This window comes from Chryseobacterium jejuense, from assembly GCF_017877355.1.
Taxonomy (GTDB): Bacteria; Bacteroidota; Bacteroidia; order Flavobacteriales; family Weeksellaceae; genus Chryseobacterium; species Chryseobacterium jejuense_A.
Map to the genome: position 1 here is coordinate 334262 of NZ_JAGIPR010000002.1, position 20143 is coordinate 354404.

The 20143-nt window shown below is 36.2% G+C and carries 12 protein-coding genes; 5 read left to right on the top strand and 7 right to left on the bottom strand.

The features are described 5' to 3' along the window. Window positions 1-131: 131 nt before the first annotated feature. A complete protein-coding gene (locus J2772_RS05315) occupies window positions 132-1298 on the top strand; it encodes a class I SAM-dependent RNA methyltransferase (RefSeq protein ID WP_209914032.1) in 1167 nt (388 codons plus the stop codon). Window positions 1299-1301: 3 nt separating this feature from the next. Next, complete coding sequence (locus tag J2772_RS05320) at window positions 1302-1703, top strand: branched-chain amino acid ABC transporter substrate-binding protein (RefSeq protein ID WP_209914035.1); 402 nt, start codon at window positions 1302-1304, stop codon at window positions 1701-1703. Between the two features lie 62 nt (window positions 1704-1765). Here J2772_RS05320 and J2772_RS05325 read toward each other — a convergent pair whose 3' ends face one another. Together J2772_RS05325 and J2772_RS05330 are read right to left on the bottom strand one after the other, a co-directional pair. Beyond that, window positions 1766-2572: a helix-turn-helix domain-containing protein gene (locus tag J2772_RS05325; RefSeq protein ID WP_209914038.1), complete on the bottom strand. Its 807-nt coding sequence runs from the start codon at window positions 2570-2572 to the stop codon at window positions 1766-1768. A gap of 39 nt (window positions 2573-2611) precedes the next feature. Next, complete coding sequence (locus tag J2772_RS05330; RefSeq protein WP_209914041.1) at window positions 2612-3625, bottom strand: SDR family NAD(P)-dependent oxidoreductase; 1014 nt, start codon at window positions 3623-3625, stop codon at window positions 2612-2614. A 209-nt stretch (window positions 3626-3834) separates the two neighbouring features. Here J2772_RS05330 and J2772_RS05335 point away from each other — a divergent pair, with 209 nt between their 5' ends. After that, window positions 3835-4839 (top strand): glycosyltransferase, encoded by a 1005-nt coding sequence (locus J2772_RS05335; RefSeq protein ID WP_209914045.1) that lies wholly within the window; start codon window positions 3835-3837, stop codon window positions 4837-4839. Window positions 4840-5085: 246 nt separating this feature from the next. Here J2772_RS05335 and J2772_RS05340 read toward each other — a convergent pair whose 3' ends face one another. After that, window positions 5086-6312, bottom strand: a complete 1227-nt coding sequence (locus tag J2772_RS05340; protein ID WP_209914048.1) for an aminotransferase class I/II-fold pyridoxal phosphate-dependent enzyme — start codon at window positions 6310-6312, stop codon at window positions 5086-5088. A 157-nt stretch (window positions 6313-6469) separates the two neighbouring features. On the opposite strand from J2772_RS05340, the gene J2772_RS05345 reads away from it, so the two are divergent. Then, window positions 6470-6928 carry an Lrp/AsnC family transcriptional regulator gene (locus J2772_RS05345; protein ID WP_209914051.1) on the top strand — a complete coding sequence of 153 codons (459 nt, stop codon included), beginning with the start codon at window positions 6470-6472 and terminating at the stop codon, window positions 6926-6928. A 46-nt stretch (window positions 6929-6974) separates the two neighbouring features. Here the strand turns inward: J2772_RS05345 and J2772_RS05350 are convergent, their stop codons facing one another. The 4 genes from J2772_RS05350 to J2772_RS05365 form a co-directional block, all read right to left on the bottom strand. Beyond that, window positions 6975-8006 (bottom strand): bestrophin family protein, encoded by a 1032-nt coding sequence (locus tag J2772_RS05350; protein ID WP_209914054.1) that lies wholly within the window; start codon window positions 8004-8006, stop codon window positions 6975-6977. Window positions 8007-8210: 204 nt separating this feature from the next. Continuing rightward, window positions 8211-10283 (bottom strand): thiamine pyrophosphate-dependent enzyme, encoded by a 2073-nt coding sequence (locus J2772_RS05355; RefSeq protein WP_209914057.1) that lies wholly within the window; start codon window positions 10281-10283, stop codon window positions 8211-8213. A 76-nt stretch (window positions 10284-10359) separates the two neighbouring features. Next, on the bottom strand, window positions 10360-12501 hold the full coding sequence (locus J2772_RS05360; RefSeq protein ID WP_209914060.1) for a S8 family peptidase: 2142 nt from the start codon (window positions 12499-12501) through the stop codon (window positions 10360-10362). A gap of 319 nt (window positions 12502-12820) precedes the next feature. Then, on the bottom strand, window positions 12821-14974 hold the full coding sequence (locus tag J2772_RS05365) for a S8 family peptidase (RefSeq protein ID WP_209914062.1): 2154 nt from the start codon (window positions 14972-14974) through the stop codon (window positions 12821-12823). Between the two features lie 268 nt (window positions 14975-15242). Here J2772_RS05365 and dnaE point away from each other — a divergent pair, with 268 nt between their 5' ends. Further along, window positions 15243-19910: a DNA polymerase III subunit alpha gene (gene dnaE / locus J2772_RS05370; protein ID WP_209914065.1), complete on the top strand. Its 4668-nt coding sequence runs from the start codon at window positions 15243-15245 to the stop codon at window positions 19908-19910. Window positions 19911-20143: the final 233 nt, after the last annotated feature.

Genomic DNA, 20143 nt, shown 5'->3' on the forward strand with positions numbered 1-20143 from the left:
AAAATAACTAAATTTGTGGTCTTAAAAGAAAAGTATTTTATAACATGGAAAGATTGAAAAATTCAATTGACCGATGGGTTGGATGGTTAATCTTTTAATTATTAATGCTTTAAAACTTTTAAATCAAAATTATGGATATAGAAAATCTACAAATACAGATCAAAACATTCTTTGGACTGGAGCAAATTCTGGCGGAAGAAATCAAGAAATTAGGAGGAAGAAAGGTTGAAGTGAAAAATAGAGCGGTTAATTGTGAAGGGGATCTTGGTTTTCTTTATAAGATCAATTATTCTGCGAGAACGGCATTAAAAATCTTGGTTCCAATTCATCAGTTTAAGGCTTTTAACCAGCATCAGTTCTATGACAGATTGTTCAAATTTGAATGGGATGAATTTATGGATGTAGATCAGTCTTTTTCTATTGATGCTACAGTGAATTCTGAAACGTTCAAGCATTCTCAGTTTGTGACTTTAAAAATGAAGGATGCAATTGTAGATTATTTTCAGGAGAAACATAAAAGACGCCCGAATGTAGAAACAAGAACTCCGGATATTAAGTTCCATCTTCATATTGACAGAGAATTAGTGATGATTTCCATGGACTCTTCAGGTGATGCTTTATTTAAAAGAGGATACAGAAGAGAGCAGGGAGAAGCTCCAATTAATGAAGTTTTGGCAAGCGGAATGCTACAATTGGCTGGCTGGGATGGAAAAGGAAACTTCCTTGACCCGATGTGTGGTTCCGGAACATTGCTTATTGAAGCAGCGATGATTGCTTTGGATCTTCCGGCTCAGATTTTCAGAAAAAGATTCGGATTCCAGAACTGGAAAAACTACGATGCTGATTTATTCTCTAAAATTAAAGAATTCAGAATCAATAGAGTGAGACAGTTTGATGGTAAAATTGTAGGGTATGATATTGATTCCAGAATGCTGAATGCTGCAAGAATGAATGTGGAAGCTGCTGAAATGGAGGATGTGATTGAGATCAGAAAACAAAATTTCTTTGATTCTAAAAAAGATCTTTTCCCATTATTGATGGTATTCAACCCACCTTATGACGAGAGAATTTCAATCAACGATGATGATTTCTACAAAAAGATAGGAGATACTTTTAAAACGAATTATCCAAATACTCTTGCATGGTTAATTTCATCTGATCTGGAAGCGGTGAAAAAGATCGGTTTACGACCTTCAAGAAAAATCAAACTTTTCAACGGAAAGCTGGAAACACGATTCCTGCAGTATGAGATGTATGAAGGAACTAAAAAAATACATAAATTAGAGGACAAACAATAATATATGTCTTGGAACTTTCTTGATATATTGGGAACTGTAGCAGATGTAGTTTCTGTAGTAGGAACTAGCCCTGTGAAAGATTCTGATGCTCGTACCCGAAAGAAGGATAAGCAAAAAGATAAATATTTTACAGAGAAAGTCAGCGCAGGATTTATTCTTGCGTCTGCCATTCTCTTTTTCGTCGTTTTTCATAAACCATTGCCATCAGGAGATCAAACACCAGCTTTGATTGTAGCATCATTAATAGGAATAGCTATTTCAGCTTTACTATTTTTTGTTTTGAATGTCATGGAGCTTTATTATTTCAAAAGCATTTTTAAACTGCTTCTTTTCAGCTGTTCTGTGATTGCATTTTTTATTTCGTTAGTATTTTATATCTACTTTAAATCGGGGTTGTTTATCTAGAGAAATATTTCCAATTAAATAATAAACATAGGTTGTACTCATGTGGTACAACCTATGTTGTTTTATCTTGCGAGCGAAGGAGCAAAGCCATACTGTTTTTTAAAGGCATGTGAAAAATGGGAGAGGTCTTCAAATCCTACTTCCAGGAAAACATCGGAAGGCTTTTTATTTTTTTCTGATAAATGATAATAGGCCAGTTCAAGACGTTTTTGAGTAAGCCATCGCTGTGGAGTGGTTTGAAAAATCTTTCTGAAATCACGGTTAAACGTTGATAAACTTCTCCCCGTCAGATATCCAAATCGTTCCAAAGGCATATTGAACATATAGTTTTTTTCCATAAAACTAATCATATCTACTTTTCCCGGCTCGTCAAAATCAGCAAGTACAGAATCTATATCCGGATCAATTTCCCTTAAAATACTAATGGCTTCAGTGATCTTTAAATGAGCTATATTTTCAGGAAATGAACCTTCTATTTCAAAATAAGGAATGAGAGAGGCCAGGCAGCTGTTCAGAAGCGGATGACTGCTAAAGCTATAAATACTGGATTCCCGATATCCTGTTTTCTTTTGATCATCAACAGAGCTGTAAAACGCTTTCAGGCGTTCTGTTGTAAGATGCATAACCACCGCTTTATGAGGAAGCCCGTCTTTTGGATAGTTGATAATCGTGGCAAGATGATTCCTCGGGATCAGAAAAATATCTCCAGCTTTGAACAAATAGGTTTTATTGGCCTGAATAATTTTCGTTTCTCCTGATATAAACCAGACCAGCATATGATATTCAAAAACTGTTTCCGTTTTGAACAGCTTATCATCATAACTGGAAAGCTTGATATCCGGTGTCAGGTATTGTATCTGGAAATCCATTGTCAAAAGTTTTTCATTACAAATGTATTTAAAAAACAATTATTTGGTGTCAAAGCGGAATCCCAACATCTTTTCACTCAGTTTCCATAACTCTTCTGCATTTTTCTTGTCAATAGAATAGGGCTGTACCCCACGGATGGTAGCTGGTTCATTAAACCTGTGTTCAATTTGTCCTCTGTCGATCTCCGCAATATCACAGTTTTCACAATAAACTCCACCTATTTCGTTGAGTTGAGTACTTACGGCGCACCAGACTGTTGTTGCTGCTCCTTGTGGTAAGGTTTTCAGTCGTGCTTCAACTTCCGGTTTGATATTTCCGTTCTCATCATGTGTTCCAAGCTGTTTAAAAAGTTCAAGAGGTTCTTCTCTGCCCAGATCTGTTCCGTATACAGAACCCGGGTGAAGAGAATAAGCTCTGATATTGAATTTTTTTCCTCTTTCGTCAAGTTCTACCGCAAATAAATTACAGGCTGTTTTGGATTGCCCATATCCGGAAAGTGTGTCATAATCTCTTTTCTCAAAATTAGGGTCTTCAAAATTAAAAGAAGACATCTGATGTCCGTAAGACGAAACACTTATAACTCTTGCGCCATTCGCTTTTTTCAGAGCCGGCCATAGTTTTGCGGTAAGATGAAACTGTCCAAGGTAGTTCGTTGCTAGTTGAGATTCAAAACCCCTGGCGTCTCTGCGGAGAGGAACCCACATAATTCCTGCATTATTAATGAGGAGATCCAGACTTCTGCCTGATGCGACAAATCTTTCTGCAAAAGAATCAATGGATGCCGGATCCATCAGGTCCATTTTTTCAAGTTCAAAATTTTCAATTCCTGTAAGGTTTTTCTCCGCCTTTTCAATATCTCTGGCGGGAATAATAACATGCGCTCCGGCTGAAGTAAGGACTTTTGTGGCTTCAAGGCCGATACCTGCATAACCGCCGGTAATGATAATATTTTTTCCGGTAAGATCAATTCCTTGAATAACTTCCTGAGCTGTTGAAAACGTATTAAAGCCAGATTGAATAGGTTGCTGCAGCGAGTTGTTAGTTGGTTCCATTTTTTTGTTGTTTTAAATTTCTATAGCAAAATTAGGAGGGATTCCTCATGTTTATTTTGTTTAAAATGTCAAATAACTTGGCTTAGAATTTCATTTGTAATCTCCATGTATTAAGAAAAATAGAATTATATACCGTTAATTTCTCTGAATAAGCTGTTAAACTGTTTGTAGGTTGTTCTGTGAATAAGTAATTTTGAAAAATTTTCAATTTGAAACCTACTATTTCCATTATCGTTGCCATTTACAACCGAAAAGATGAACTTTTTGAGCTGCTGACCTCTCTTACCCAGCAGACAGATAAAGAGTTTGAGATCATTATCGTTGATGATGGATCAATCATCGATCTGAAGCCTACGATAAAAAATTTTGAAGAGATTTTAGATATTAAATATTTCAGAAAAGACAATTCCGGCCCGGGACTGACAAGAAATTATGGAGCGCAAAGAGCAGCTAATGAATGGCTGGTATTTGTAGACAGTGATGTGATTGTTGAAAAAGATTATATTGAACATATTAAAAAAGATATCCTGACGATTCCTTGTGATGCATTCGGTGGTGCTGATAAGGCTCATAAAGGCTTTAATTTGATGCAGAAAGCGATTTCTTATTCCATGACATCTGTTTTTACTACTGGAGGAATCAGGGGAAGTAAGAAGGCGGTTTCAAGGTTTCAGCCCAGAAGTTTTAATATGGGCGTGAAAAAAGCAGTCTTTGATAAAGTAGGTGGTTTTTCCGAAATGAGAATAGGAGAGGATCCGGATTTATCGATGACCCTTTGGGAAAACGGATTTACAACTGCATTTTTTGATGATATTGCTGTATATCATAAGCGTAGGGTAGACTTTGGGAAATTCTCAAAACAGGTGTATCAGTTTGGCTGTGCAAGACCAATTCTTAATCAGAGGCATCCTAATTATGTGAAAATCTCCTTTGCGTTTCCTACCTTATTTATGTTAGGTTACATCATGGGATTTATTGAATATTTTATGATGGGAAAAGGATTTATTCTTTCTTTCTATGGATTATATACTTTTCTGGTATTTTTTCATGCATTATTACTGACTAAAAATATCAGTATTGCAGGAATGGCGGTGATTTCTACCTATATTCAGATGTTTTCTTACGGATATGGATTCCTGAAATCCTGGATTTTACTGAATGTTGTGAGAATGAAGCCTGAGGATGCATTTCCGCATCACTATCATAAGAAGTAATGGCCCATTTTCGCTGTAATCTATGTTTCTATGTTGTTTAATAATTGGAATACACGGATTTCACAGAAGTTTATAATTCTAGGTGTTATATTGGGTTCTAAAGTCTATTCCTATTGATTTTTTTGATAATGATAATATCCGGTTTGTTATTCAGATATAGATAAACCTATTGAATGAAATTCGGGTTTGAATAAAAAATAAAACAGGCTGTTTCAAGTGAAATAGCCTGCTTTTGTACAATAAAATTTAGGATATAGAGATGTTTTCATGGTTAAGAACTCCTACTTTCAGCATGCATTCTTTCATTTTATGATAAGTTCTTTTGATGTCGTGATCCAAACCGATGGAGAATCTGATTAATCCATCAGAAATACCAATTGAAGCACGCTCTTCTTCCGGAATCTCGGACGAAGTTGATTTTCCTGAGCAGGAGAACAGGGTTTTGTAAAACCCTAAGCTCACGGCCAGATAACCAAGGTTTTCTGTCTGCATCATTTCCATTAGTTCATTGGCTTTTTCTGTAGTTCCGGCATCCAGTGTTAATAGCCCTCCGAATCCGTACTCTTCATCAATCATACTTTTCATGAGTTCATGATTCTTATGAGAAGGTAATCCCGGATATGACACTTTTAAACCATCCTGCTCAAATCTTTCAGCAAGATACAGGGCATTGTGGCTATGTTGTTTTATCCTGATATGAAGGGTTCTCAGGTTTTTCAGAATACTTGAAGCTCTTAAGCTGTCCATAGTAGGTCCCAGCAGCATGCATGCGCCGGAGTTTACATTTTTAGTATCATCAATAAATGCCTGAGTGCTGCAATATACACCACCAACAGTATCACTGCTTCCGTTGATGAATTTGGTTAAGCTGTGGATTACAACATCTGCTCCAAATAATTGAGGAGAGATGGAAAGTGGTGAAAATGTATTATCTACAATCAGTTTTAAATCATGTTTTTTACAGATTTCAGAAAGTTTTCTAAGATCTGCCACTTCAAGCAGCGGGTTGCTTACACTCTCACAATAGATCACTTTTGTGCTAGGAGTGATTGCATTTTCGATAGACTCAAAATTATTGATGTCCACGAAAGTAGTTGCTACATTGAACTGGGGTAAAAAGTTTTTAAGGAAGGCATAGGTTCCCCCATAAATAGTTCTGCTGGAAATGATATGGTCTCCACTTTTGCATACCTGCATCAAAACAGAAGTAATAGCTCCCATTCCGGATGCAGTAACGTTGGCAGATTCTGTATTTTCCATTTTTGCCAAAGCCTGAGCCAGATAAAGATTCATAGGTGATGAATGTCTGGAGTACAGATAGCATCCTTCCGCATTTCCTTCAAAAGTATCGAACATGGTCTTTGCAGAAAGGAAAGTGTAGGTAGAACTGTCAGAAATAGAAGGGTTTACACCTCCGAATTCGCCAAAATACTGAAGATCCTGGATCTCGTTGGCTGCGTTAAAGTTTTCCATAAGCATTGTTTTTGTTTTACCGGCCTAATTTGCGCTATTTTCCTAATTATTACAACATAAAATTGAATTTATAGAATATAAAACTGTAAAACATTGTTTATTTAGAAAATATAATTGCTATCTTCGGAAATATTAAATTTCCACCAAAAATTTATCTATGGAACTTGATGATATTGATAAAAAACTGCTTCTGTTTTTACAGGAAGATTGTAAACAAACCACCAAAGAACTTTCCGGTAAGCTCGGATTATCGGTAACAGCTATTTATGAGCGAATAAAAAAATTAGAAAATGCTGGTGTTATTTCAAAGTATGTAGCCTTATTGGATAGAAGTAAAGTACAGCGTAATTTTATCATTTTATGTCATGTGAAATTAACACAACATAAGAAAGAATTTGTTCTGCAGTTTGAAAAAGAAGTGATGAATCTTCAGGAAGTAACCGAATGTTTCCATGTAAGTGGAGATTACGATTATATTCTTAAAATAGGAGTAAGAGATATTGAAGACTATCGGAATTTTATGCTGACGAAGCTTACGACGCTTCAACACATCGCAAGCACGCACAGCTCATTTATGATTTCTGAAGTAAAAAATACAACAGCAATTGTTTTGTAAGAAATTTTTATTCCTTAAGCCTTCTGTTATTATTCATTACTCATCATTAGACAAGGACTCCGTTTTTAGAAGCAATTGGATCAGGAATCTCTGTTTCTCCCATCATTTGAAGAAGATCAATTTCAATTGTTCGGCAGATGGAAAGTATGGGAACATCAAACATTAATCCTGCAAAAGGATTTTCTGAATAGTCTCCTACCAATTCCATAATAATATAGATCCATCCAATAATAATACAGAAAGGAATAGAGGTCCAGATTCCCCAATCTCCCAGCTTAGCAAACTCATTCACAAGTCCTAAGGGAAGGAGGGTAATGAAAAGGATATTAAAGACAAACGCTGTACTGGCAAACTGTCTTGGCGAGGGGAATTTTTTGATTCTCTCTGCCTGTCCCTGAAAACCATAAAATTCATTCAGACTGTTTTGTAACTGTGTCTGATTGAAATCTGTGATGGCATTCATGTTTTTTAACTCATTAATATCTTTAGCCTGTTGTGAGATCAGGTAGGTCGCAAAATTTTTATATTCACTTTTCAACTCATATTCTTCTTCTGAAAGATATTTATGTAAGAAAATAGGAGCTCTTCCGTAATCTGGAAAACCTGCCTTAATCAATCTGTTTCTTCTGAGGTTGATATTCCCGAATTTATTATTTTCACTACTGATATGCTCCCATTCTGCTGGGATCAAAAGTTGTTCACGAAATGTATAAAGCCATGCAATATGACGGTTGATAATCTTTTTCTTACGATCTTCAAGATCAAAAATACCTATTTTTTCATTTTTAGTATCAAAAGCCTGTACCATGGAAGCAAATGAACGGCTGGAGTTTACAATTCCGCCCCATATTTTTCTGGCTTCCCAAAGTCGGTCATAAGCTTGGTTGTTTTTAAAACCTACTAAGAAGGCTTCTGCAGTACCAATCAATGCCACGGGAACCCATGGGATGGTCATCCAATGCCAGTTAAAGAAATAAAACAAGACAGCAATCAGAGTACACCAGATAGAGATTAAGATAAGATGTACACCGGATAGATTGAGAACCTGTTTGTAATTGACGTATTTTGTAGTGATCATAAAGGAAATTGTGTTTTGTGTGCAGACAAAATAAGTACCAAACTTTAGGAGGGAGTATCATATAATGCTTGCTATAAATTCATGTTTCGGGTTTCTTTGAGGGATAATGTTTTAAAATTGAGTTTGATAATCTTAAATAAAAGTAATGAAAAAAATGCATAAAAAAACCTCTAAATAATTTTAGAGGTCTCATTTTATATTGATTTAATATTGTAGCATTTCTTCGATCTTCTTGGAAAGCTTTTCTGCATTCGGAAGCATCTCTTTTTCCAGTACTAGATTGATAGGAACTGCCGGAACATCCAAGGCCCCCATGGTTTCTACCGGAGCATCCAGATATTTAAAGCAATTCTTAGAAATTCTGTGTGCGAAAGCTTCTGCAAACGAGTTGTTAAGTTGCTCTTCCGTCAAAACAATACATTTTCCATGAGTTTTTACTCTTTCAAACACTAATTCTTCATCCAAAGGTATGATGGTTCTTAAGTCTATCACTTCAACTTTTCCGTTAAAGTTCTTAGTCGCTTCTTTCGCCCAGTAAACCCCCATTCCATAAGTTACAACTAATAAGGTTCTGCCTTTTTCTGTTTCATTCTTATCGGCCTCAATCACAATTTTACCTTTTCCGAATGGTAAAACATAATCTTCAGCAGGTTCAATGGTCTTCGCATCTTCAGTTCCCGGAACTTTACTCCAGTATAGTCCTTTATGCTCTAACATAACCACTGGATTTGGGTCATAGTAAGCAGCTTTTAATAATCCTTTGAAATCTGCAGCGTTACTTGGATATGCTATTTTGATACCTTTAATATTAGCCAGAATACTTTCAACACTTCCACTATGGTAAGGACCGCCGCCGCCATAAGCTCCGATAGGAACGCGGATGATGTTGCTCACAGGGAATTTTCCACCGCTTAAGTAATTTGATTTTGAAATTTCTGTAATTAATTGGTTGATTCCAGGGTAGATGTAATCAGCAAACTGAACTTCAACGATAGGTTTCAGGCCTACAGCACTCATTCCTGTTGTAGAACCGATAATATAAGCTTCCTGAATGGCTGTATTGAAAACTCTTTTGCTTCCAAACTTCTTTCCAAGAGTTACCGTTTCACGGAAAACTCCACCAATTCTTTCACCTACATCTTGTCCGTAAAGAAGAGCTTCAGGATGTTTCCACATCAACTCCTGTATCGCATGAATAGCTGCATCTACCATTACAATCTTTTCACCATTAGCAGGCTCACGAGTTCCTACTTCCTCAGTAATTGGAGTAGGAGCGAAGATATGCTGCATTACAGTTTCAGGTTTTGGATCTTCAGCGTTTTTAGCTTTTTCAAAAGCTTCTTCAGCTTCAAGGCGTGTCTTTTTTGTGATTTGTTTTAAAAGATCCTCGTCTGTACCTGTTTCCAGTAAGTGTTTTCTAAGGATTTCTCCCGGATCTTTAGCTCTATGTTTTGTTAAATCTTCTTCGTCTCTATAGAATTCTCTTCTTACTCCTGAAGTGTGGTGTCCGATTAATACTGTTTTTGCACAAACAACCAGAGGCTTTCTCTCTGTTCTTACAAAATCTACAGCCTTTTTCATGGCTTCGAAACTTTCCACGAAATCAGTTCCATCAACTCTCATTCTGCTTAATCCTGTAAACCCTGCAACAAAATCGTAGGCATCACAGGTTCTGGCTTCTTCTTTAGTTACGGAAATTCCCCATTCATTATCCTGAACAAGGAAAATGATAGGAAGCTGATGTAATGCTGCAAATTGTAATGCTTCACTTACCTCACCTTCTGTTACAGAATTGTCTCCAAGACTACATACCACTACAGGATTGTTTTCAAACTGTTGAAGATTGAAATCCTGGATATATTTTATTCCCTGGGCAACACCAGTCGTAGGAATAGTCTGCATTCCTGTTGCAGAACTTTGATGAATAATCTTAGGTTTGTTTTCATCCCTGCTTGAAGGGTGAGAGTAATAGGATCTACCTCCTGAAAAAGGATCATCAGCTTTAGCCAATAATTGAAGCATCAATTGATAAGGTTCAAAACCGATTCCCAGAAGGATGCTTTCATCTCTGTAATAAGGAGAAATCCAGTCTTCTTTTTTTAATTGGTAGGCAGTTGCTAATTGGATGGCTTCGTGGCCTCTTGAAGTACTATGAACGTATTTACATATGTTTCTGTTTTCCTCATAAATGTCGGCCATTGCCTTAGCAAGCATCATATGATTGTACGCTTTAAGTAAAATATCCTGAGAAACTTTTTCGTGAAGTGTATTTTCCATAGGAAGCAAATATATATAAAAAAAACAAAATACTAACAACTGTTAGTATTTTGCAAAAAAAATATGAATTTGTTGATTATTCCTTAATGATTTTTTTAGAAATAACATCATTGTCGGTTTTTACTTCAATGATGTAAATTCCTTTTGTATGAGCCGATAAATCAACTACTTCCTTGTCACTGTTTATGGTGCCGTTTTGTAATTTTTTACCAGACAAATCATAAATTGTGAAGGTGGATTTTTTAGGTGCTTTCAGGATGTTTATTACGTCTTTTGTAACGGAAGGAGCAACAGCTAGATTGCTTAAAACTCCCGATTTAGACTCTTTGGTTCCTAATACTTCATTATGCCCTGTTACAATGATAGAATAATTTTGAGGAGCATTAGTGCCTGTATTGTTTTTCAGGGTTCCTTTATTATTAATGACGATCTTATAATTTCTTCCGGCTACCGGAGCGTCTACAATTACCTGTTCAACATTGTCCACTGTATTATCTCCTTTTAACGCAGTCATAGGATTGTTGTAATCAAGTCTCCATGGAAGGTAGGTGGTGTTATCTGTGGTGTCAACAATTCTTAAATCCAAATCATTAACTAACTTAGATGTTCTATTGTTGTGAACATTCACCCACTGGCTTGTGAAGTTTGTGAATTCAGGGTCTGTCCATGAAATAGTTACTTTTAATGGTTCATTTCCAGATGCTTTAACTGTCTTATTATTAGGGATTTCATTGTTTAATGTTTCATCGTTGAAAATAACAGTATTGTTGGATTTTCCTACAAGCAATTCTGCACCTTTTTTAGCATTAATAAATCCCCACCCAAAATGTGGATCAGGGCCTGGGTTTCCTGCTTCTAAAGCAGAATGGATCATGAGTGTTTTTGCAGAAGCTGCATTTAAAAGATTTCCGGAAAATAATTGTTTGTTAATCTGTGTCCATAATCCAATAATCCCTGTAACAACAGGTGCTGAATAAGAAGTGCCATTACCAACTGTAAGGCTCTGGCTTCCCGTTGTGTTATTATCTGAACTGGCACTTGCTACAGATGTTCCTACAGCACTAATATCAGGTTTTATACCACCATCATCTCTTGGTCCTGCACTACTATAAGAAGAATGGATAACGTCTGTTGAGGATGTATATCTTCCTTCATTAGTTGTAATTCTGTCAGTGGCTCCTACTACAATAATGTTTTTTGCCAAAGAGCCAATACCAATACAGTCATATCCTTGGGAGCAGTTGTTGGGAGGTAATGTATCTGTTGATGCAAATTCTACCAGATTTCCATTATCGTCTTCATAATATTTTTTATAATTACTGGTAGCTGTGCTTGGGCCATCTCCGTAAGAGTTTCCTGAAGATTTTACGATGATGTATGAGGGATTATTGTAAACAATTTGATCATAATCCCTGTCATTATTATGATAAGTACCTTGTGCATCATAAGAAGTATTTGGGCTGGTAAAAGCGCTATTCCATACCCATGCAGCTGCTCCATTGACTGCTCCTTCACTCCAACCGTAATTAGCTCCATACGAATGATTGGAAATATTAGGCTGTGCTTTAATTATTTTTTGAAAAATAGTACTTGGGCTTGTCTCACCGGGTAATGTTGTCTGTAAGAAAGCATAAGCATCTATAGTTGAATTAGGAGCAATGCCTTTAAAATTTACAGCTCTGGTGGTACCATTATTAAGGGTGACAGTATAAGGGTAATTTCTGGCTCCAATAAAGCCGGCAACAGATGTTGCGTGATCTCCATATATAAGAGTGGTAGCTTCTTTATTACTTATTCTGCCTGTAGCATTGTTGAAAAAGACGTGACCGTCAAATACTCTTCCTGGAGTACCAGGAATAGAGCTTCCGTCAAAAATAGTAAACTTAATACCTTCACCATTAAATGAGCCTGTTAAGCCGCTAATCGTACCTCCCTGTAAATAGTCGGAATTAGAATTCATAATCTGGTCCTGATCATAGGCCTTATAGAAATAAGGTTTGTTTTCAATAAAGCCAGCTAAGCTAATTCTTTGCTTTTCAATTTCTTTTAAATCTTCCGGATTTCTGTTTTGTCCATAGCGTTTGGCTATGTAAGCATCAAACTTTTTACTGTTTTCAATTCTCTGGTTTTCAAATTTTCTTTCCAGTATTTCATTGTTTTTTTGTGCACTTGTTAATGAAATAATCAAAGTGCTGATCGAAATAAAGATTTTCTTCATAATATTTGATAAATGTTTAAAGGTTGCTGTGTTTTTTCAAATATATGAATATTGTATTTTATTTCCTTTTTTAGTGTTTATAATTTTATTTTTTACATTGTTTATTGGGTTTTATTTTGCTTTTGATTTAAAAATTTAAATTATTTTTAATTTTTCTAGTTTAATTTTCGTTCAGGTTGAGATAAGGAATAGGTAGAATAGAAATAATTGAATAGGACTTTTAATGAAAAAGAGTATGAAGAATATGAGTTCTAGTAAAAAATAAAAAAGGATACCAACAGATGTCGGTATCCTCTATAAATTTATATTGTGTAAGATATTACTCTTTAATCACTTTTTTAGCCACTACATCTTTGTCGGTTTTTACTTCAACAATGTAAATTCCTTTTGGATGGGCAGATAAATTAATTGCTTCTTTTTCACTGTTGATATTTCCGCTTTGTAATTTCTTACCAGACATATCATAAATAGTGAATGTTGATTTCTTAGGAGCGTTTAAGATATTAGTTACATCTTTGGTAATAGAAGGGGCAACAGCAAGTTCGCTTAAAGCTTTAGCACCTTCTTTGGTTCCTAAAGATCCTGCGGTATGTCCTGTAACAATAATTGAATATTTTTGAGGAGCTGTAACACCTGGTGTAGCGTTGTTCACCAGTGTTCCTTTGTGAAGGACTTCAATCTTGTAACTTCTTCCTGCTACAGGAGATTCAATAACTACTTGCTCTACATTATCTACAGTATTGTCATCCTTAGTTGCAGGAGCTGTTGGATTAATAGGATTAAGCTTCCATGGCATATATACTGTATTAGTAGAGGTGTCAGTAATTCTTAAATCTAGATCATTTACAAGTCTAGAGTTTCGGTTATTGTACGCAGCTTCCCAACTGATACTTCCAGGAAGCTTAAATTCTGGGTCAATCCAGGAAATAGTTACTTTAAGAGGTTCGCTTCCTGAAGCATTTACTATTTGGGTGTTTGTACTTCCGTTGTTTAGGGTTTCCTCATTGAAAATTACAGTATTATTAGATTTTCCAACTAAAAGTTCAGCTCCTTTTTTCGCGTTGATGTATCCCCAACCATACCACGCATCAGGACCTACAGTTCCTGCTTCAGATGCTGAATGTACCATCAATGTTTTAGCTGTGGCAGCGTTCATATCTGCATTGTTAAACATTGATTTATATATTTGCATCCAAAGTCCGATAATCCCTGTTACCTGTGGTGCAGACATTGAAGTTCCACTGTTGATTTGCCAAGCAATGCTTCCTGTAGTGTTTTCTGCAGTTGATGCCATCCATATATCTGATCCCGGAGCTGCAATATCTGGCTTAATACCTCCGTCATCTCTTGGTCCAGCACTACTATAATCAGCTTTTACGACATCTGTTGAAGTGGTATATCTATAATTATTAGTAGTGATAACTTCTGTAGCAGCTACGACAATAATGTTTTTAGCTAGAGAACCAGGTCCTATGCAGTCTCCACCGTTACCACAGTTTGTTGCTGGAAGGGTATCTGTTGCTGTAAACAAAACAGGATTATTATTATCGTCTTTGTAATACTTAGGAGCTGTTGATCCACCCGGTAAGGCTGGTCCCATACCAAAATAATTACCTGCAGATTTTACAATAACATTTGTAGGGTTAGTGTATACAATGTTATCATAGTTTTGATCATTAGTAAAATAGGTGCCTTGTAGATCAAAAGTAGCATAAGGCTCAGTATCGGTAGCAGGATAGTAATCTCCATTCCAAACCAGAGCAGTTGCACCGGAAACAGTCGCAATAGTCCATCCTGAATTACTTCCATAAGAGTGGTTAGAGATTTTCGGCTGAGCTATGAGGATTTTTTCAAATACAGTACTGGTAGCTGTATTACCAGGTAATGTTGTTGTAGCAAATCTATAAGAATTCATTGTTGAATTTAATGCTATTCCCATTGCATTTCCAGTTTGTGTTGTCCCATCAGTTGCTGTTGCAGTTAGAGGAGATGATTTTGCCCCCACAATACTGGCAACACCGGTAGCATGTGCGCTGTACGCATTTGTAGCAGCTTCTTTGTTTGTAATTCTGCCAGCTGTATTGTCAAATGCAGGGTGTGCGGCGTAAATTCTTCCTCCGTCAAATATGGTATAAAGTATTCCTTCTCCCTTAAAAGATCCTGCCAGTCCAGCGACACTACCCGCTGTAGTTAAAGCATCTGCATTAGTGTTCAAAATTTGATTTTGATCATCTGCTTGGTAGAAATAAGGTTTATTACGGAAAAACCCTGCTAGATTAGCTTTTTCTTCTTCAATTGTTTTCTGGATGTCGGCAGATTTCGCAGTGCTTCCATACTTTTTTGCAACATAAGAGTCAAACTTAGCGCTGTTCTCTTTGTTTTGTCTTTCAAACTCTCTTTTTAATCCTTCATTGTTTTGCGCACTTAGCATTGAAATAGCTAAAGTACCGACCAAAAGTAAATGTTTCTTCATAATGGTTAGTAAATATTTAAAATTGTAACGGCTCAAATATAGGCTAAAATATTTATAAAATTCTATTTAGAATGATTAAACATTATTTTTTTTAATATTTTAATCAATGTTTTACATGTTTTTGAGTTAAATGTGTTTGATTTACTAAATGTATTTGATTTTTATATTGTTAAATTTATACAGTGTGGGTGTTGGGACTTTAAAGACAGTAAATTCGAAAAAATGAGTAACTTTACATTCTCTTTTTTATAAAAAGTTAGAAAATTATATGTATTTAATTTTTGACACAGAAACAACCGGTTTACCAAAAAATTTCAATGCTCCGCTTTCAGATTCAGAAAACTGGCCAAGAATGGTTCAGATTGCATGGCAGGTGCATGATGATGATGGTAATTTAATTGAAAATCAGGATTATATAATAAAACCTGAGGGCTATGATATTCCCTTTAATGCTGCCCGAATTCACGGAATTACAACGAAAATTGCTAATGATGAAGGACGTGATCTACAGGAGATTTTGGAAGAATTTTCAAAGGTTCTTGAAAAGATAAGAGTAGTTTCCGGACACAATGTTGAATTTGATTACAATATTGTAGGAGCAGAATTTTATAGAAAAAATATAAAAGACAATCTTCAGGAAAAACCCAGAGCCGATACGATGATTCTGGGAACAGACTTTTGCCAGTTAGGAGGAGGTCGTGGAGGTAGATATAAATCTCCTAAGCTTGAAGAGCTTTATGAAAAATTGTATGGTAATAAATTTGATGAAGCTCATAATGCTGCTGCCGATGTAAATGCTACCGCCAGAGCGTTTTTCGAAATGATGAGAATAGGAGTTGTTCCTGCTGAAACGTTAAAAATTTCAGAAGACCAGCTCGCTTATTTTAAGAGCCTTTATCCGGATCCGATAAAGCCTTTCAATATTGTTATCAGAAGACAGGTTGCAGATTTCCATAATAAGAAGAAACAACAGGATTTCGGGAGTATTGATGAAATTGATTTAGGAAAATATTTCAATTTTGACAACCATAGTGTTTTCTCAACGCTTACGGCTACTACAAGCATTAATGATCTGATTAAAAAAGCTTCTGATGAAAACTTTCCGGCTGTCGGAATGGTGGATCTTGGAAATATGATGGGAGCTTTTAAATTCGTTTCTGCTGTGGAAGGAGCTAACGGAGACAGAGCGAAAAAGCATAAAGAATATTTAGCCAAAAAACAGGAAGCAGAAGAAAATGGTACTCAATTTAATGAAGCAGAACCTGTTTCTACACCGTTGATTCCAGTTGTTGGCTGTGAATTTTATATTTCAGATCGTTATGAGCAAAAGCAGTTTACCAAAGATGATCCCGACAGGAGGACTCAGGTAGTGCTTTTGGCAAAAGACTTTAATGGATATAAGAACTTAGCAAAACTTTCAAGTATCGGTTTCTTAAAAGGATTCTATTTTGGGGTTCCAAGGATTAGCCGTGAACTGATTGCTGAATATAAAGAAGGAATTATCGCTTTAACTTCCGGAATTTTAGGAGATATTCCGGATGCTATCCTGAATACCGGGGAACAAAAAGGAGAGGAGCGTTTTAAATGGTGGAGTGAAACTTTTGGAGAGGATTTTTATGTTCAGCTTCAGAACCATAATCTACCTGAAGAAGAACACTTAAATGAGGTGCTGTTATATCTGGCAGATAAATATAACGTTAAAATCCTGGCTCAGAACGAAACCTTTTATACCAATAAAGATGATGCTAACATTCAGGATATTGTAAGCTGTATCAAAGACGGAGAAAAGCTTACAACACCTATCGGAAAAGGATTTGGGAAAAGAAGAGGACTTGCTACCAAAGAGTATTATATTAAAAACTCTGATGAGGTAAAAGAAGCTTTCCTTGCTTATCCCGATGCCTTTGAAGCCTATGAGGAGTTTTTTGCAAAATTTAAACCCTATACTTTAAAAAGAGACGTTCTCCTTCCAAAGTTTGATATCCCCGAAGAATTTATCCATACAGAAGATGAGGTAGACGGAGGAAAAAGAGGGGAGATGGCTTATCTTACCCACCTTACTTATGAAGGAGCGAGGAGAAGATATATTGAAACTGGAATTACAGATGAAATTAAAGAACGTCTGGATTTCGAATTGGAAGTAATTGCCAATACCGGATATCCGGGTTATTTCCTTATTGTTCAGGATTTTTGTAATGAGGCCCGTAATATGGGAGTGTGGGTAGGGCCCGGAAGAGGATCGGCAGCTGGATCGGCAGTTGCTTACTGTATCGGAATTACCAACGTTGACCCCATTAAATATGACCTCCTTTTTGAGAGATTCCTGAATCCTGAAAGGGTTTCAATGCCCGATATTGATATTGACTTTGATGATGAAGGTAGAGACCGGGTTATTAAATGGGTAATTGAAAAATATGGACAAAGCCAGGTAGCACAGATTATTACCTACTCCGTATTGGGGGGGAAATCCGCGATTAAAGATGCCGGAAGGGTGCTGGATGTTCCAATTCCTGATACAAACAATATTGCTAAACTTATCCCTTCTACACCAGGGATGAACATTGCGAAAGCATTAGCAAAATATGATAAACTGAAACCGGAAGAACAGATGCTTGTTGATGAAATGAGATATGTTCTGGAAAGTCCTGATGATGCACGTCACGGAGTACTGGCAAGTGCTAAAAAGATGGAAGGGTGTATCAGGAATACGGGGATTCATGCCTGTGGTGTAATCATTACTCCGGAGGATGTGAGTAACCTGGTTCCGGTAACTATTGCCGCTAAAGATGCTGATATTCTGGTCTCTCAGTTTGATAACTCGGTGGCAGAAAGTGCAGGTCTTTTGAAAATGGACTTCTTGGGTCTTAGAACCCTTACCATTATTAAAGATGCCTTAAAATTGGTGAAAGCAAGATATGGATTAGATATTGATCCGGATCTTATTCCGCTGGATGATACGAAGACATATCAGTTATTTAAAGAAGGAAGAACGGTTGGGATTTTCCAATATGAAAGTCCCGGGATGCAAAAGTACATGAGGGAGCTTAAGCCTACGGTTTTTGCCGATCTTATTGCGATGAACGCACTGTACCGTCCGGGTCCAATCAAATACATTCCGAACTTTATTAACAGAAAGCACGGTATTGAAGAGATTGTTTATGACTTACCGGAAACAGAAGAATATTTAAAGGAAACTTACGGAATTACCGTTTACCAGGAGCAGGTAATGCTTCTTTCCCAGAAGCTGGCCAACTTTACAAAAGGTGAGGCGGATACCCTGAGAAAAGCGATGGGTAAGAAACAGATTGACGTTCTTAACAAAATGTACCCGAAGTTCATTGAGGGAGGTAGAAAAAATAACCTTAATGAAGAAAGATTGGAGAAAATCTGGAATGACTGGAAAGCGTTTGCTGAATATGCCTTCAACAAATCCCACTCAACCTGTTATGCTTTTATTGCTTATCAGACGGCATTTTTGAAAGCCAACTATCCGGCAGAATATATGGCGAGTGTGATGAGTAATAACATCAACAATACCGATTCTATTACCATGTTCATGGAGGATTGTAAAAGTATGGGAGTCGATGTTTTAGGACCTGATGTGAATGAATCCCAATACAAATTCTCTGTAAACGAAAAAGGACAGATTCGTTTTGGACTGGGGGCAATCAAGGGAATCGGAGAAGGTCCAAGTGAAGCGATTACAAGAGAAAGAGAAAACGGAAGATTTAAAAATATCTATGATTTTTTTGAAAGGATATTGCCTTCCCAAATGAATAAAAGAGTAGCGGAAAGTTTAGTGGTTGCCGGAGCTTTTGATGAACTGGATGCATTCCACAGAGGTCAGTATTTCGATATTGATATGGCGGGAAAAACCAATCTGGAAAGATTAATCAGATATGGACAAAGTTTTCAGGAGAGCAAAAACGAGATGGAGCATTCTCTGTTTGCAGATTTTGCAGATGAAGTTCAGATTGAACAGCCAAAACTGCCTCCTTGCCCTGAATGGCCCAATATGCACAAGCTGAATAAGGAAAAAGAAACCATTGGATTCTATCTTTCTGCCCATCCGTTAGATGAATTTAAATATCAGTTCCAGTTTATGCAGGGAAGACTCTCTAAAAAGTCGGTTCTGGAAAAAGAGGAGGAAGAAAAGACTGCTGCTGATGAAGCTCCTGTTTTGGAACAGGATTCACAGGATGAAACTACAGATCTTACTGAAATTGTTTCTGATGAATTGTCTGTAGGAGAGGAAGAAATAATAGAAGAAACAACCAAAAAGGCAGAGCCAAAAGGAAATTTCTTATTCCTAAATCTTGATGAGGTAGATGCATATAAAGAGCAGGCTTTTGCTAATAAACAGGACGAGTTGTTTGAAGAAAAAAAGAAAGACTGGAAAACCCTTCAGAAAGAAAGAGAAAATGGAGGTGGCGGAAAAGAATATACGGTAGCAGGTCTTATCACAGAATACAGGGTTCAGGATGGCTTCAGAAGCGGTGAAAAAGTTGCTTTTGTGACTTTGGAAGACTATTCAGGTTCTTATTCTTTCAGATTAGGGGATAGGGATTATATGAGATTGAAGGAGAAACTTGAAGTACAGAGGTTTGTTATCTTTAAAATAAAATTTGCTCAGGTAAAAGACGGAAGAGTTTTTGTGAATGTAAATGATGTAATTGAGCTTCAGGAAGCATTTGAAAGATTTGCTAAGAGTATCTCTTTGGTAATGGATGTGATGGATGTAAGACCTGAGGATCTGGATTTCTTCAGAACAGTATTAGATAGAAATAAAGGAAATCAGAAACTGAAATTCTTCATTAAAAATATTGATGATGATTCTCATATTGAAGTTCAGTCTATGAAACATTCTGTAGATTTGAATGGAGATCTCATCAAAGAAATACAATTACTGAATAAATATGAGTTCTATCTGAACTAAAAAGATAAAATAAATGAACAAAAAAAGTGGCTTTTGGCCACTTTTTTTGTTTAAATAAGCTAAATATCTGATACTATTTGTTTTACATTAGAAATATTTTTTTATGTAAAGTTGTTATTTTTATATAGGTAGGGATTTGTTATTTTTTTTATTTAATTGTCTGATAATTAGTTTTTTATTTAAATTACTTCCAATTGATAAATAATTGTTAAAATTAAATAATTGTTTAATTT

Coding starts and splice junctions, on each gene's coding strand:
- J2772_RS05350 (WP_209914054.1), bottom strand. CDS start 8,006: ATGATCACTACAAAATACGTCAATTACAAACAGGTTCTCAATCTATCC.
- J2772_RS05315 (WP_209914032.1), top strand. CDS start 132: ATGGATATAGAAAATCTACAAATACAGATCAAAACATTCTTTGGACTG.
- J2772_RS05360 (WP_209914060.1), bottom strand. CDS start 12,501: ATGAAGAAAATCTTTATTTCGATCAGCACTTTGATTATTTCATTAACA.
- J2772_RS05320 (WP_209914035.1), top strand. CDS start 1,302: ATGTCTTGGAACTTTCTTGATATATTGGGAACTGTAGCAGATGTAGTT.
- J2772_RS05355 (WP_209914057.1), bottom strand. CDS start 10,283: ATGGAAAATACACTTCACGAAAAAGTTTCTCAGGATATTTTACTTAAA.
- dnaE (WP_209914065.1), top strand. CDS start 15,243: ATGTATTTAATTTTTGACACAGAAACAACCGGTTTACCAAAAAATTTC.
- J2772_RS05330 (WP_209914041.1), bottom strand. CDS start 3,625: ATGGAACCAACTAACAACTCGCTGCAGCAACCTATTCAATCTGGCTTT.
- J2772_RS05340 (WP_209914048.1), bottom strand. CDS start 6,312: ATGGAAAACTTTAACGCAGCCAACGAGATCCAGGATCTTCAGTATTTT.
- J2772_RS05345 (WP_209914051.1), top strand. CDS start 6,470: ATGGAACTTGATGATATTGATAAAAAACTGCTTCTGTTTTTACAGGAA.
- J2772_RS05325 (WP_209914038.1), bottom strand. CDS start 2,572: ATGGATTTCCAGATACAATACCTGACACCGGATATCAAGCTTTCCAGT.
- J2772_RS05365 (WP_209914062.1), bottom strand. CDS start 14,974: ATGAAGAAACATTTACTTTTGGTCGGTACTTTAGCTATTTCAATGCTA.